Origin of the sequence: Actinosynnema sp. NPDC049800 (genome assembly GCF_040656635.1) — a bacterium.
In the GTDB taxonomy this organism is placed as follows: Bacteria; Actinomycetota; Actinomycetes; order Mycobacteriales; family Pseudonocardiaceae; genus Actinosynnema.
In genome coordinates this window covers 115,086-129,140 of sequence record NZ_JBFAMT010000019.1, presented here as the reverse complement: position 1 = coordinate 129,140, position 14,055 = coordinate 115,086, and the positions used below count along the sequence as shown (strand labels likewise).

Genomic DNA, 14,055 nt, shown 5'->3' with positions numbered 1-14,055 from the left:
GTCGGAACCAGGGCGACGAGCAGGGAAGCTCCGTCGCGGCGGGCGGCTGCCAGCGACAGCGACACCGACTTGCAGCCGCCGCCCAGGACCAGCACCGACGGCGCGTCCCGGCGGCGCACGACCCGGTCGGTCAACGCGGGCGCGCCGCACACGTCCAGCACCGACAGGGCCAGCGGTTCGGGCAGGTCGTCGGGCAGCACGGCGGCGATGGAGCGGCCGAACAGCACCGCGGTGCCCTCGCACGGCGCCTGCTCGTCGGCGCCGTCCCACGCGGCGAGGCCGTCGGTGATGCGCAGCGGCGTGAGGGTGAGCGACACCAGGGTCGCGATCCGGTCGCCCACGCGCAGGCCCAGCGGCGAGTCGGGGCCGACCTCGCGGACCGTGCCCAGCAGCATGCCGCCCGATCCGGTGACGGGGTTCTGCATCTTGCCGCGGTCGGCGACGATGTCCAGCACGGCGCGGCGGACGCCGTCGACGCCGTGCCGCTCGCGCAGCTGCCGGTAGGAGGCGGCGTCGAGGTTGAGCCGGGTGACGTCGACGAGGACCTCGTCGGGCCCGCACACGGGGGTGGCGTCCAGCCGGAGGGCCTGCTGCGGCAGCACCCCGGCGGGTTCGAGGACGCGGTGCAGCCCGTACGGCGACGTCATGGAAATCCTCCGGTCGACAGGCGTCTGGACCGGGATATCTTCACGTGAACGGGCGAGATTCCGCAAGGGACACGCTCCGGGGGTGGTGCTGGGCCGAACACGACCGTGCCCGGCCCCAGGGTGGGATCGCCCTGGGGCCGGGCACGCGGACGACGGTCAGGCCCGGCGACGGACCCGCGACACCACCGCCGCCAGCAGCGCCACCGCCAACAGCCCGTAGGCCACCGCCGCGAACGGGCTGGTCACCAACGCCGCCGGGTCGCCCTCGCTGATCTGCAACGTGCGGCGCACCTGCTCCTCGGCCATCGGACCCAGGATCAGCCCCACCACCAACGGCGCCACCGGATAGCCGTGCCGCCGCATGAACAACCCCGCCACCCCGATGACCAGCAGCACCACCAGGTCGTCCACCACGAAGTTCACCGCGTAGGTGCCCAACGCCGCGAACAGCAGGATCCCCGCGTACAGGTAGGGCCGCGGGATCTGCAGCACCTTCACCCAGATCTTCACCAACGGCAGGTTCAGCACCAGCAGCATCACGTTGCCGATGTACAGCGACGCGATCAACGCCCACACCAGCGCCGAGTCGTTGGTGAACAGCAGCGGACCCGGCTGGATGCCGTAGCTCTGGAACCCGGCCACGATCACCGCCGCCGTCGCCGTGGTCGGCAATCCCAGCGTCAGCAGCGGCACCAGCACCCCGGCCGCCGCGGCGTTGTTCGCCGCCTCCGGCCCCGCCACACCCTCGATCGCGCCCTTCCCGAACTCCTCCGGCCGCTTGGACAGCTTCTTCTCCGCCGCATACGACAGGAACGTGGACACGTCGGCGCCGCCCGCGGGGATGGTGCCGATCGGGAACCCGATCGCGGTGCCGCGCAGCCACGGCTTCCACGACCGCCGCCAGAACTCGCCGGTCATCCACTTCCCGCCCACCGGCACCACCTCGACCGGGCCGTGCCGCAGCCGCGCCGCCACGTACAGCGCCTCGCCGACCGCGAACACCCCCACCGCGACCACCACCACGTCGACGCCGTCGGACAACGTCGGCACACCCAGCGTGAACCGCTGCTGCCCCGTCAACGTGTCCGTGCCCACCAGGCCGATGAACAGGCCCAGCCCCAACGACGCCAACCCGCGCACCGGCGACGCGCCCAGCAGCGCCGCCACCGTCGTGAACGCCACCACCATCAACGCCACGTAGTCCGCCGGACCCAGCCGCACCGCCAGCTCCGCGATGCCCGGCGCCACCGCGGTGAGCAGGATCGTCGCGATCGTGCCCGCGACGAACGACCCGATCGCCGCCGTCGCCAACGCCGCCGCGCCCCGCCCGGCGCGCGCCATCCGGTTGCCCTCCAGCGCCGTCACCACCGACGACGACTCGCCCGGCGTGTTGAGCAGGATCGACGTGGTCGACCCGCCGTACATGCCGCCGTAGTAGATGCCCGCGAAGATGATCAACGCGGCGGTCGGCTCCAGCGAGTACGTCAACGGCAGCAACAACGCCACCGTCATCGCCGGGCCGATGCCCGGCAACACCCCGACCGCGGTGCCCAGGGTGACACCCAGCAGGGCGTAGAGCAGGTACTCGGGCTGCGCGGCGGTCGCGAAACCCTCCAGCAGAGCGGTCAGGCTACCCATCGAGCAACGGCACCCCCTCCAACACCCCGGCCGGCAGCGACAACCCCAGCCCCGACGCGAACAGCGCCTGCACCACCAGCGCCAACACCACCGCGACGACCAGCGCCTTCCACCACACCGCGCCCAAAGACCACGCCGCGCCGAAGAACAGCACCACCGCCGCCACCGGCCACCCGGCCACGTCGATCAACACCAGGTGCGCCACCAGCACCGCGACCAGCTTCGCCACCGTCACCCAGTCCGTGCGCACGGTGGAGTCCACGTCCTCCGCGTCCTCCGCCGCGCCCAACCGGCCACGCAGGGTGGCCACGATCGTGGCCACCCCCGTCGCCACCAGCAACGCCCCCACCGCGTACGGGAACGCGCGCGGCCCCACCGCGCCCAGCGAACCCCGCGTCGCGATCGTGGTCGCGTCCACCAGCGTGAACACGCCCAACGCCACCACCAGGCCGGCGAAGACGTACTCCTCCACCTTCGCCGACCGCGCCGCCCCCGGCGCCGGGTTCGTGTCCGCAGACGTCACTTGACCAGGCCGATCTCCTGCAACACCGGCTTGATCCGGCCGATCTCCATGGTCAGGAACGTGGAGAAGTCGTGCCCGGTCTGGAACGTGTCCGTCCAGCCCTTCTTCGCCAACTCCTCCTGCCACTGCGGACTCGCGTGCATGTCCGTCACCACCTTGACCAGCCGGTCCTTCGCCGCCACCGAGATCGACCCCGGCGCCACCACCCCACGCCAGTTGATCAGCTCCACGCCCGTGCCCAGCTTCTTGAACGTCGGCACCTTCAACTCCGGGTGCTCCTTCGGCCCCGACGTGCCCAACGCCCGCAGCTTGCCCGCCTTGATCTGCTCCACGTACTCGCCCACACCCGAGATCCCGGCGTCGACCTTCCCGCCCAACAACGCCGCCAACGACTCACCACCACCCGAGTACGGCACGTAGTTCAACTTCGCCGGATCGATCTCCAACGCCTGCAACAACATCCCCGCCAGGATGTGGTCCGTGCCGCCCGCCGAACCACCGGTGATCGTCACACCCTGGCCCTTGGCGTCCACCGCCGCCAACAAATCCTCGATCGTCCGATACGGCGAATCGGCGGGCACGACCACCACCTCGTCCTCCGCGGTCAACCGCGCGATCGGCGTCGTGTCCTCCAACCGCTTGTCCACCCCGTTGGTCTCCACCGCGCCGACCATCACCAGCCCGGTCACCATCAGGAAGCTCTCCGACCGCTCGGTCGCCAACTTCTGCAACCCCACCGTGCCGCCCGCGCCACCGACATTGCTCACCTGCACCGAATCGGCCAGCCCCGCCCCGTCGATCGCCGCCTGCATCGCCCGCGCCGTCTGATCCCACCCACCCCCCGGATCCGCCGGCGCCATGATCTCCAACCTGCCGATGTCGTCGCCCTTCGCGCCGCCACCGCCCCCACACCCCGCGAGCACCAGGCCCGCGGCGGCCACCGCCGCGAGAAGTCGGGTGTGCCGTCCAGCCATCGGGTCCTCCACGTTCGCAAACCACCACCGCAGCACTGTCGCTCCAGTGGGCCGGAACGGTAGGAGCACACCCACCCCAACCAGGCGCAAAGGTCGTAAAACACGTATTGGTCGTTTTGGTCGTGGCCGGGCTCACACGCGTTGGGCCAGAATGCTCTGCCATGCGCCGCCGTTCGGTCCCCCTCGGTGTCACCCTCCTCGTCCTGCAGGTCGTCATCGTCCTCGCCACCACCTGCACCGCGGGCCTCCTGGCGGCCAAACTCCAAAGCGACCGCATCCGCGAGGCCTACAAAGACCGCATGCTCTCCGTCGCCGAAAGCGTCGCCCGCCTCCCCACCGTCGTCGACGCCTTCACCTCCCCCGACCCCGCCGCCACCATCCAGCCCCTCGCCGAACTGCTCCGCAAAGCCTCCGGCGTCACCTACGTCGTCGTCACCGACCGCACCGGCCGCCGCTACGCCCACCCCGACCCCGACCGCATCGGCGAACCCGTCTCCACCGACCCCAGCACCGCCCTGTCCGGCCACGTCTTCGTCGGCACCGAAACCGGCACCCTCGGCACCAGCCTCCGCGCCAAAGTCCCCATCCGCGACACCACCGGCGCCATCATCGGCATGGCCTCCGTCGGCATCCTCGAAAGCGAACTCGCCGCCGACCTCGCCGAAGACCTCCCCGAACTCATCGGCTGGCTCGCCGCCGCCGCCCTCGTCGGCGTCCTCGGCGCCACCCTCGTCACCCGCATGGTCCGCAAACGCACCTTCCGCCTCGAACCCGACGAGATCGCCCACCTCCTCGAAACCCGCCACGCCATGCTCCACGGCATCCGCGAAGGCGTCGTCGCCGTCGACGACCACGAACGCCTCGTCCTCGTCAACGACGAAGCCCTCCGCCTCCTCGACCTCACCGAAGACCCCACCGGACAACCCGCCGAAACCATCCTCGAAGACGGCGGCCTCCTCGACCTCGCCCGCACCCACGACGACGTCTCCGACCGCCTCGTCCTCGCCGGCGAACGCGTCCTCGTCGCCAACCGCACCACCGCCAAAACCCACGGCCGCCCCGTCGGCGTCGTCCTCACCCTCCGCGACCGCACCGAACTCCACGACGCCCTGCGCGAACTCGACGGCCAACGCACCGTCACCGAAGTCCTCCGCGCCCAAGCCCACGAATTCACCAACCACCTGCACGTCATCAGCGGCCTCGTCGAACTCGACCGACGCGACGACGCCGTCGCCTACATCGAACGCGTCGGCGGCACCGGCTCCGCCACCTCCGACATCATCGGCGGCGCCATGACCGACCCCGCCCTCGCCGCACTCCTGCTCGCCAAGTCCTCCACCGCCCACGAACGCGGCGTCACCCTGCGCCTCGACCCCGCCACCACCATCCACACCCGCACCGGCGACGACGCCCTCACCGTCCTGGGCAACCTCGTCGACAACGCCGTCGACGCCGTCGACCCCGGCGGCACCGTCCGCGTCCTCGTCCACTCCGACACCACCGGCGTCCGCGTCGTCGTCGACGACGACGGACCCGGCATCGACCACACCGAACGCACCCGCATCTTCACCCTCGGCGTCAGCACCAAAGCACCCCGAGGCGCACACGGCCGAGGCATCGGCCTCGCCCTCGTCTCCCGCGTCGTCACCCGACGCAGCGGACAAGTCCACCTCACCGACTCCGAACTCGGCGGAGCCTCGTTCGACGTCTGGCTTCCGGAGGCCGCCCGATGACCGTCCGCACCCTCGTCGTCGACGACGACTTCGCCGTCGCCGCCGTCCACCGCGGCTTCCTCGAAGCCCTCCCCGACTTCACCGTCGTCGGCGAAGCACACGGCGGCGGCGAAGCCCTCCGCGCCGTCGACACCCTCCGCCCCGACCTCGTCCTCCTCGACATCCACCTCCCCGACATCTCCGGCCTCGACGTCCTCGCCCGACTCCGCACCCGACCCGGACCACCCGTCGACGTCATCGCCGTCACCGCCGCCCGCGAACGCGAAACCGTCCGCCAAGCCATGTCCCGCGGCGTCGACCACTACCTCGTCAAACCCTTCACCCGCGCCGCGTTCCTCGACCGCATGCGCGAATACCTCACCCGCCGCACCGAAGTCCAACGCCTCGGCCCCTGGCTCGACCAGGACGAAGTCGACCAACTCCTGCAACACCGACCCCGCGCCGCCCTCCCCAAAGGACTCTCCCCCCTCACCCTCAAACTCGTCGTCGACGCCCTCAAGACCACCGACCACGACCTCTCCGCCCAAGAAGTCGGCGACCGCGCCGGACTCTCCCGCGTCAGCGCACGCCGCTACCTCGAACACCTCGTCACCACCGGCAAAGCCGAAGTCCTACCCCGCTACGGCATGGCCAACCGACCCGCCCACGGCTACCGCCTCACCTGACGGAACCACCGACACCCGTACGGACCCAACTCCACCCTCGCCGTCCCGTCCTTCCCCGGCTCCACCGTCCCGTCCACCAACAGATCCGTCAGCACACCCTCCACCCTCGGCACCTCCACCGACACGTCCTCACCCGCGAAGTTGTGCACCGCCACCACCACACCACCGTCGATCTCACACCGGTGCGCCAACACCGACGGCACCGCCGTGTCGATCGCCGTGAACGTCCCCCACGCCAACTCCGGACACTCCCGATACCGCTCCACCAACAACCGGGTCCACCCCAACAACGACCCCGGATCACCACGCTGCTCGTCCACCGCGTCCCACCACATCGGCGTCCGCACCGCCAACCGACCCTCCAGCGACAGGTCCTCCGTCATCCCGACCTCCTCGCCGTAGAACAACACCGGAGTCCCCGGCAACGAGAACAACAGGCTGTACACCATCTTGATCCGGGCCAGGTCCCCGCCCAGCATCGACGGCAACCGCCGCCGCAACCCACGCCCGTACAGCTGCATGTCCTCCTCCGGCCCGAACGCCGCGAACACCTCCTGCCGCTCCGGCTCCGTCAACTTGTCCAACGTCAACTCGTCGTGATTGCGCACGAACGTCGCCCAATGACAATCCCGCGGCGGACTCGGCCGCTCCTTCAACGCATGCGTCAACGGACTCGCGTCCCCCCGCGCCAACGACAAGTACATCTGCTGCATCCCGATGAAGTCGAAACACATGTGCAACTCGTCGCCCACACCGTCCGACCCGCCGAAGAACGCCATCGCCTCCGCATAAGGCAGATTCACCTCACCCAACAGGATCGCCTCGCCGTTGCGCCGCGACAAGAACGCCCGCAAATCCGCCAGGTAGTCGTGCGGATCCGGCAACGCCTCGATCGGCGCCTCCAACAAGAACGGCACCGCGTCCACCCGGAACCCCGACAACCCCAACTCCATCCAGAACCCCATCACCCGCGCGATCTCGTCCCGCACCGCCGGGTTCGCCACGTTCAGATCAGGCTGGTGCCGGTAGAACCGGTGCAGGTAATACCGCTTCGCCTTCCGGTCGTACGTCCACAACGACTTCTCCTTGTCCGGGAACACCACCCCCTCCGACGCGTCCGCCGGCGGCTCGTCCGCCCACACGTACCAGTCGTGGAACGGACTACCCGGATCACGCGCCGCCTGGAACCACGGATGCTGGTCCGACGTGTGGTTCACCACCAGATCCGCGATCACCCGCATCCCCCGGTCACGCGCCGTCCGCACGAACTCCACGAAATCACCCAACGTCCCCAACCGCGGGTCCACCCCGTAGAAATCCGTGATGTCATAACCGTCATCCCGATCCGGCGTCGGGAAGAACGGCATCAACCACAAACACGTCACACCCATCTTGTGCAAGTGGTCGATCTTGTCGATCAACCCCCGGAAATCACCGAACCCGTCACCGTTCGAATCGTGGAACGTCTCCACGTCCAAGCAGTACACGACGGCGTTCTTCCACCACAGATCCGCGGTCCTCGTCAACTTCACGACCGCACCTCCGGCAGCACCCGCTCACCGAAAGCATCCAGGAACCGCTCCTGCTCCTGCCCCACGTGGTGCAGGTAGACCTCCTCGAACCCCAACTCCGCGTACTCCCGGATCGCCTTCGCGTGCCACCCCAGATCCGACGACACGTTCACCACACCCGCCACCTGCTCCACCGACACGTGCTCCGACACCACGTCGAAGTGCTCCGCCGTCTCCAGGTCCCAGCACACCGGCGGCCCGAACACGTTGCTCCGCCACTGCTCGTGCGCTATCGACCGCGCCTCCTCATCGGTGTCCGCCCAACTCAAGTGGACCTGCAGGTGCAGCTTCCCCCGACCACCCGCGTCCCGGTACGCCGCCACCACCCGCTCCAACCGCTCGGCCGACGCGTTCACCGTGATCAACCCGTCCGCCCACCCCGCGCACCACCGCGCGGTCTCCTCGCTCACCGCCGCACCGACCAACAACGGCGGCTCGTCAGGCCTCGTCCACAACCGCGCCCGGTCCACCGTCACCAGACCGTCGTGACTGACCTCCTCCCCCGCCAACAACGCCCGGATCACCTCCACGCACTCCGACAACCGCGCGTTCCGCACCTCCTTGCGCGGCCAACCCCCACCCGTGACGTGCTCGTTGCTCGCCTCACCACTGCCCAACGCCGCCCAGAACCGACCCGGGTACATCGCACCCAACGTCCCGATCGCCTGCGCGATCACCGCCGGGTGATACCGCTGACCAGGCGCGTTCACCACCCCGAACGGCAACCCCGTCGCCTCCAGCGCCGCACCCAACCACGACCACGCGAACCCGCTCTGCCCCTGCCGCGCACTCCACGGCGAGAAGTGGTCCGAACACATCGCGGCGTCGAACCCCACCTCCTCCGCCCGCCGCACCGCCGCCAACAACGCGGAAGGGTGAACCTGCTCATGAGACGCGTGCACACCGATGACGGTCATGCCGTCTCACGTACCCAAGCCACCCCCCGACAACACCCCGACCGACACCCTCAGCCCTCGCTCAGCCCTCGCTCAGCATCCGCGAGCCCTTCACCGACGCATCCCCCGCCGTGAAGAAACCCCGCACGTTCGCCAAGAACTCCGCCCGATCCACCCGCCCACTGCCATCCACGTCCATCCCCGCGAACGCGATCGCCGCCACCTGCGGATCCGTCACCCCCGCACCCCGGTAGATCCCCGCGAACCCACTCCCGTCCAGCAGACCGTCACCATCACGATCCGCCAACTCGAAAGTCCGCTCCGACACCACCAACCACTTCTCCACCAACCCACCCGCCGACACCCGACCCGACTCGTGCGCCGCCCGGAACTCACCCCGGTCCACCACACCGTCCGAATCCAGATCCGCCCCCACCACGTACTCCCACACCGCCCGGTACGCCGCCACCAGGCTCCGCACCTCCGGCGACTCCACCCCCAACCCGAACTCCCGACCCACACCCCGAGCCGCCGCCGAGAAGTCCTCCCAGCCGATCACCCCATCACCGTCCACGTCGAACACCGCGAACGCCCGGTCGACGTTGTCCAACCGCAGATCACCCGACATGACCACACCTCTCCCTGGGAACGAACCAGGGCGAAGCCTAGGAACCGCCCCACCGGCCCGGCAGCGCGAAACCGCCCCCCACACCCGATCAGGTCAACTCCGGCCGATCCGACGACGACTCCGGCCGCACCTCCACCACATCACCGTCCACCACCGCGCCGTCCACCACCACACCACCCGCCATCGGGTGCTGCCCGTACCGCACGTTCAACACCATCGCCCGCTCCCGCTCCTCCGCACGCCGCGCGATCCGCCTGCTCAACAACCGCCGCGTCGGCGGGAACAACAGGAACAACCCCACCACGTCGCTCACGAACCCCGGCACGATGATCAAGAACGCCGCCGCCGCGATCAGCACACCGTCCGCGATCTCCTGATGCGGCGCCCGACGCGTCCGCAACGCCTCCGAGAACGCCGCCACCGCCCGCGACCCCTCACGACGCATCAACACCGAACCCACCACCCCGCCCAGCACCAGCAGACCCAGGGTCGGCAACAGACCCCACGCCCCGAACGCCGCCACCAGAGCGGTGACCTCCACAGCCAGGCCCACCAGCAGTACCGCGAACACACGCATACCCAACCCAACGCACGAACGCCCCGAAACGCTCCCTGTCGAAATATTTACGGCCAACCCGCCATCTGGCAGCATATCTTCACGCCACTCGACCGACAGGGAGCATGGATGACTGCGCTGCACGAGGTCACACCCACGCAGCCCAGGGCTGACCTCCAGCCCTACACCTACGTGCGCCAAGAGCTGGTCGAACCCGACTGGCGCCGCTTCCCCGGCTGGCGCGACACCACCGACACCCAATGGCGCGACGCCCAGTGGCAACGCGCCAACTGCATCAAGAACCCCAAACAACTGCGCACCCTCATGGGCGACCTGCTCACCGACCGGTTCTACGACGAACTGGCCGCCGACCAGCAGCAATCCGCCACCATGTCCATGCTCGTGCCACCCCAGATGATCAACACCATGGCACCCGACGCCCCACTCGACCCCGAGGCGTTCACCGAAGCCTTCTTCGCCGACCCCATCCGCCGCTACATGATCCCCGTGCGATCCGACCGCGACCCGGACTGGCCGAGCCACCCCCACTCCGCCCGCGACTCACTGCACGAAGCCGAGATGTGGGTCGTCGAAGGCCTCACCCACCGCTACCCCACCAAAGTCCTCGCCGAACTCGTCTCCACCTGCCCCCAGTACTGCGGCCACTGCACCCGCATGGACCTCGTCGGCAACTCCACGCCCCAGGTCCAGAAGCACAAGCTCGCGCTCAAGCCCGTCGACCGCCAAGAACAGATGATCGACTACCTCAAGCGCACACCCGGCGTCCGCGACGTCGTCGTCTCCGGCGGCGACGTCGCCAACGTCCCCTGGCCCCAACTCGAGTCGTTCCTCATGCGACTGCTCGACATCGACACCGTCCGCGACGTCCGCCTCGCCACCAAAGCCCTCGCCGGACTACCCCAGCACTGGCTGCAACCCAAAGTCGTCGAAGGCCTCGAACGCGTCGCCCGCACCGCCGGCCGCCGCGGCGTCAACCTCGCCATCCACACCCACGTCAACCACGTCCAGACCGTCACACCGCTCGTCGCCGAAGCCGCCCGCACCGCCCTCGAAGTCGGCGTCCGCGACGTCCGCAACCAGGGCGTGCTCATGAAGGGCGTCAACGCCACCCCGGAAGACCTGCTCGACCTCTGCTTCGCGCTCCAGGGCGAAGCGAACATCCTGCCGTACTACTTCTACATGTGCGACATGATCCCCAACGCCGAGCACTGGCGCGTCGCCGTCTGGGAAGCTCAGGAACTCCAGCACGCGATCATGGGCTACCTGCCCGGCTACGCCACGCCGCGCATCGTCTGCGACGTCCCGTACGTCGGCAAGAGGTGGGTCCACCAGCTCCACGAGTACGACCGCGAACTCGGCATCTCCTACTGGACCAAGAACTACCGCACCGGCATCGAACTCGAAGACCCCGAGGCCCTCGACCGCCGCTACCCCTACTACGACCCGATCTCCACCCTGCCCGAAACCGGCCGCCGCTGGTGGTCCGAGCAGGCGTAGCCCCGGTCCGCCCGGGTCTCCTTGCTGTTTTTTGGGGTGGCGTGTTTGCGTACGTCACACCGAGTGTATCTAATTTTGGTCAACACTGAAGTCATTGAGAAGATAAAGAGACTGGGTGTGGTCGGCCTGCGGATTGCCTGGCCGACCACACCCAGGAAGAACTCCGCCTGACGACCACACCGCCGGGACGATCTCCGGTGCCCAGGTGCGGTGTCGCCGCGTCCGCCCGTCCGCGAACTGGTGTTGCCGGACCGGTTGCCGCAGGCCAGGCCGCGGCCCCGCCGGGAGCACCGGCGGGGCGTCCACCACTCCCCTGCGTCGCCTTGAGCGGGTTGTGTGCTCGTGGCTCGATGTGCAGTTTGGCGACGGTGCGACTGGAGACTTCTTTTCAGTCAACACTGAAGATATCGAGCTGACCAAGCGTGCGTGCTTCGGGCGGGACGCGGTTCGACTACCTCACTGTCACCGACGCGACCCGAGACACTCGGGCGTGGTCGTCGACCTGGAGGTTCCGACCAGCTGCGCCATCGGTGCGCTGGACCCGGACGGCGACCGGGACGTTGGTGCAGCCGGGCACGTCGACCGCGGAGTCGCAGTTGTTCGGCCGGTTGGCGGTCACCACGGTCCCGTTGACCAACGTGACGTGCGCGTACAGGGTGTCGATGCCGCCGCCGGAGCCCGGCAACGGTGACAGACCCGCCCCCGCCTCGCCCGCGGCGTTGTTGGTGATCCTGGCGCGGGCGAGGGTGAGGGTCTCGCGGTACACGGCGACCCCTCCTCCGCTGCCGCCGAAACCGGCAAACCCGGCGTAGCCGCCGGGCCCCGCAGCGCCGGCGTCACCACCCCGGCCGGCCCGGTTGGCCGTGATCACGACACCGGTGACGGACGGGCTCAACGCCTGGCCCTCACGGCCGCCCACGTCCACCCCACCGCCGGTACCACCGCTGCCGCCGTCCCCTCCCCCACCGCCGTCGACGCCACCGGATCCGCCCACGCCACCGTCGGCGGCGGCGTTCCCGCGGACGATGCCGCCGCTGATCCGCAGCGCGGTGCCGGAGACGGTGTGCACGCCTCCGCCGAAGCCGCCCGAGCCGCCCCGGCCACCCGCCACCTGGCCGATGCCGTTGCCGCCGCGACCACCGGGGCCGCTGGAGTTGCCGGTGATCGTGCTGTCGGTGATGGTCAGCGGCACCGAGGTCGAGCCGTAGGAGGAAATGGCGCCGCCGGAACCACCGAGCCCACCGCGACCGGCGCGCGCGCTCGTGGCCGTCGCGTCCGCACCGGGCGCACCCGCGCCGGCGGCGTTGCCGGTCAGCACGCTGTCGCTGATGGTCAGCGGACCCCAGTTCTGGATGGCCCCGCCCGAGTCGCCCTGGTTCCCCTCCCCGTAGGAGTCAGTGCCGACCGCGTCCGGGGCATGGCCGCCGGTGAGCGTGACGTGGTCGAGGCTCAGATCGCCCCAGTTGGAGATGAGCCGGAACCGCGGCGCGTTCGCGGCCCGGGCGATGGTGGCGCCGTTGCCGTGGATCGTGAGCTTCCCGGCGATGGCCGGCAGCCCGTCCTCCCCCTCCGCCACCGCGGGCGCGGTGAACGTGTAGACGCAGTTCGCCGCCAGGGACAAGGTGTCCGGGACAGCCGACGCGTTGGCCGCGGCGACGGCGGCGACCAGCGCGGACGGGTCGCAGGGCACGTCGGTCTCGGCGGCGACGGCCGGTGGTGCGATCAGGACGAGCGAGCCCACCGTGGTGACGGTGGTGGCGACGGGCACGAGGAAACGTCTCAGTAACTTGCTGTTCCGTGGCATCGAGCAGCCTTCCCGGAGCTGGTGGTGGATTGAGTCGATCATGTTCCTTATATCGCGGAGCACGTGAGGACCGCTCTTTATTTTTAGTCAACACTGAAGCTATAGACGCGAACATGACAGGACTTGCAGCCGCGCTTGCCCGTCGTTGGCCGATGTGTTGATCACGCCTCAGAATGGCGCTCATGCACAAGCCGAAGGTGTTCGTCGCGGGGCCGGTGTCGTGGAACCGACTGGTGTTGCTGGACCGGTTGCCGCAGGCCAGGCCGCACACCGTGTTCGCGACCGGCCACCGCGTGGCGGTCGGCGGCACGTCGGCGGGCAAGGCGCTGAACCTCGCCTCGCTCGGCGCTGACGTCACGCTGCGGACCGTCGTCGGCGACGACGAGGCCGGCCGGTCGGTGCTCGACGTGCTCGAACGGGCCGGGGTCGAGGTGATCGCCGAGGTGGTCGACACCGCCACCGAGCAGCACCTCAACCTGATGGACCCGCACGGCGGGCGCGTGTCGATCTACCTCGAACTCCCCCGGCTGCGCCAGGCCGAGCACGACGAACGCGCGCTGGCCGCGCTCGCGGCGGCCGACGCGGCGGTGATCGACCTCGCCGAGCACGCCCGCCCCCTGCTGTCCGCCGCCCGTGCGGCCGGCGTGCCGGTGTGGTGCGACCTGCACGACTACGACGGCGTCGCGGGGTTCCACCGCGACTTCCTCGACGCGGCCGACCGCGTCTTCCTCAACGACGACGCCTTCGCCGAGCGCGACGCGCTGCTGGTGTTCCTCAAGTCGCTCAGCAAGCCCGCGGTCGCCACGCTCGGCGCCGAGGGCGCGCTGGCCGTGGGGGGGGGGGGCGGCCCCCCCCGGCCCCCCCCGGCTCGGCCACGCCCGTCCGGACGGCGGCCAGGTCGG

12 protein-coding genes and 1 pseudogene are annotated in these 14,055 nt (G+C 69.7%); 4 read left to right on the top strand and 9 right to left on the bottom strand.

Annotated features, from left to right (window positions below):
* From kdd to AB0I91_RS22955, 4 genes are all read right to left on the bottom strand, one after another.
* Positions 1 to 647: L-erythro-3,5-diaminohexanoate dehydrogenase (kdd, locus tag AB0I91_RS22970; RefSeq protein ID WP_499638654.1), on the bottom strand; the 647-nt coding region annotated here is incomplete at its 3' end.
* A 156-nt stretch (positions 648 to 803) separates the two neighbouring features.
* On the bottom strand, positions 804 to 2,285 hold the full coding sequence (locus AB0I91_RS22965) for a tripartite tricarboxylate transporter permease (protein ID WP_498781504.1): 1,482 nt from the start codon (positions 2,283 to 2,285) through the stop codon (positions 804 to 806).
* Positions 2,278 to 2,808 carry a tripartite tricarboxylate transporter TctB family protein gene (locus AB0I91_RS22960; RefSeq protein WP_498781505.1) on the bottom strand — a complete coding sequence of 177 codons (531 nt, stop codon included), beginning with the start codon at positions 2,806 to 2,808 and terminating at the stop codon, positions 2,278 to 2,280. Before AB0I91_RS22960 ends, AB0I91_RS22965 begins: the two co-directional genes overlap by 8 nt.
* Complete coding sequence (locus AB0I91_RS22955; protein WP_498781507.1) at positions 2,805 to 3,782, bottom strand: Bug family tripartite tricarboxylate transporter substrate binding protein; 978 nt, start codon at positions 3,780 to 3,782, stop codon at positions 2,805 to 2,807. Before AB0I91_RS22955 ends, AB0I91_RS22960 begins: the two co-directional genes overlap by 4 nt.
* 122 nt (positions 3,783 to 3,904) lie before the next feature.
* On the opposite strand from AB0I91_RS22955, the gene AB0I91_RS22950 reads away from it, so the two are divergent.
* A complete protein-coding gene (locus tag AB0I91_RS22950) occupies positions 3,905 to 5,515 on the top strand; it encodes an ATP-binding protein (RefSeq protein WP_498781580.1) in 1,611 nt (536 codons plus the stop codon).
* Positions 5,512 to 6,180 (top strand): response regulator, encoded by a 669-nt coding sequence (locus tag AB0I91_RS22945; protein WP_498781508.1) that lies wholly within the window; start codon positions 5,512 to 5,514, stop codon positions 6,178 to 6,180. Before AB0I91_RS22950 ends, AB0I91_RS22945 begins: the two co-directional genes overlap by 4 nt.
* Here the strand turns inward: AB0I91_RS22945 and AB0I91_RS22940 are convergent.
* The 4 genes from AB0I91_RS22940 to AB0I91_RS22925 all read right to left on the bottom strand — a co-directional run bounded on the left by AB0I91_RS22940 (position 6,165) and on the right by AB0I91_RS22925 (position 9,846).
* Positions 6,165 to 7,712 carry an alpha-amylase family protein gene (locus AB0I91_RS22940; RefSeq protein WP_498781509.1) on the bottom strand — a complete coding sequence of 516 codons (1,548 nt, stop codon included), beginning with the start codon at positions 7,710 to 7,712 and terminating at the stop codon, positions 6,165 to 6,167. The genes AB0I91_RS22945 and AB0I91_RS22940 overlap by 16 nt on opposite strands.
* Positions 7,709 to 8,668 (bottom strand): TIGR03885 family FMN-dependent LLM class oxidoreductase, encoded by a 960-nt coding sequence (locus tag AB0I91_RS22935; protein ID WP_498781510.1) that lies wholly within the window; start codon positions 8,666 to 8,668, stop codon positions 7,709 to 7,711. Before AB0I91_RS22935 ends, AB0I91_RS22940 begins: the two co-directional genes overlap by 4 nt.
* A gap of 61 nt (positions 8,669 to 8,729) precedes the next feature.
* Positions 8,730 to 9,275, bottom strand: coding sequence for an EF-hand domain-containing protein (locus AB0I91_RS22930; RefSeq protein WP_498781511.1), 546 nt, complete (start codon positions 9,273 to 9,275; stop codon positions 8,730 to 8,732).
* 88 nt (positions 9,276 to 9,363) lie between these two features.
* Positions 9,364 to 9,846 (bottom strand): FxsA family protein, encoded by a 483-nt coding sequence (locus AB0I91_RS22925; protein WP_499638652.1) that lies wholly within the window; start codon positions 9,844 to 9,846, stop codon positions 9,364 to 9,366.
* A 114-nt stretch (positions 9,847 to 9,960) separates the two neighbouring features.
* On the opposite strand from AB0I91_RS22925, the gene AB0I91_RS22920 reads away from it, so the two are divergent.
* Positions 9,961 to 11,349 carry a KamA family radical SAM protein gene (locus AB0I91_RS22920; RefSeq protein ID WP_498781514.1) on the top strand — a complete coding sequence of 463 codons (1,389 nt, stop codon included), beginning with the start codon at positions 9,961 to 9,963 and terminating at the stop codon, positions 11,347 to 11,349.
* Positions 11,350 to 11,800: 451 nt separating this feature from the next.
* Here the strand turns inward: AB0I91_RS22920 and AB0I91_RS22915 are convergent, their stop codons facing one another.
* Positions 11,801 to 13,090 (bottom strand): hypothetical protein, encoded by a 1,290-nt coding sequence (locus AB0I91_RS22915; protein ID WP_499638650.1) that lies wholly within the window; start codon positions 13,088 to 13,090, stop codon positions 11,801 to 11,803.
* Between the two features lie 236 nt (positions 13,091 to 13,326).
* Here AB0I91_RS22915 and AB0I91_RS22910 point away from each other — a divergent pair.
* Positions 13,327 to 13,959, top strand: a pseudogene (locus AB0I91_RS22910) (carbohydrate kinase family protein); the annotation flags it as partial.
* Positions 13,960 to 14,055 lie beyond the last annotated feature (96 nt).